Here is a 738-nt window from a genome sequence, read left to right as displayed (position 1 = left end):
CACTCCATGGGCGAAGTCGCCGCCGCCGTGGTGGCCGGTGCGCTCACGCCCGCCCAGGGATTGCGGGTGACCGCGACGCGATCGCGGTTGATGGCCCCGCTGTCCGGGCACGGCGGCATGGCCCTGCTGGAGCTCGACGCGCCCGCCACCGAGGCGCTGATCGCCGAGCACCCCGAAATCACCCTGGGCATCTACAACTCCCCCCGCCAAACCGTCATCGCCGGACCCACCGACCAGATCGATCAGCTCATCGCCGAGGTCCGCGCCCACAACCGGTTCGCCAGCCGGGTCAACATCGAAGTCTCCCCGCACAACCCGGCCATGGACCCCCTGCAACCCCCGATGCGCGCGGAACTGGCCGACCTGACCCCCCAACCGCCACGCATCCCGATCATCTCCACCACCTACCCCGACCTCGACACCCGCCCGGTCTTCGACGCCGACCACTGGGCCACCAACATGCGCAACCCCGTCCACTTCCACCAAGCCATCGCCCACGCCGGCACCGACCACCACACCTTCATCGAAATCAGCGCACACCCCCTGCTCACCCAAGCCATACTCGACACCCTGCACACCGCCCAGCACGGAAGCAAATACGTCAGCGCCGGCACCCTGCAACGCGATACCGACGACACCATCACCTTCCGCACCAACCTCCACACCGTGCCCGGCCCGACCGCGCCCTCGCGGGGCAACACCACCCCGGGGGCGTGCTGGCCACCCCCCAGTGCCCGC

At 69.8% G+C, this 738-nt stretch carries 1 protein-coding gene; it reads left to right on the top strand.

Going from position 1 to position 738, the window contains the following annotated elements; translation table 11 throughout:
* The coding region (locus tag A9X03_RS24740) for an acyltransferase domain-containing protein (protein WP_156746664.1) at window positions 1-738 on the top strand (738 nt) is incomplete at both ends.

The organism is Mycobacterium sp. E1715 (assembly GCF_001667625.1).
Lineage (GTDB): Bacteria > Actinomycetota > Actinomycetes > Mycobacteriales > Mycobacteriaceae > Mycobacterium.
Note: the sequence above shows the minus strand (reverse complement) of the source record. Positions and strands in the feature narration are given on the sequence as shown.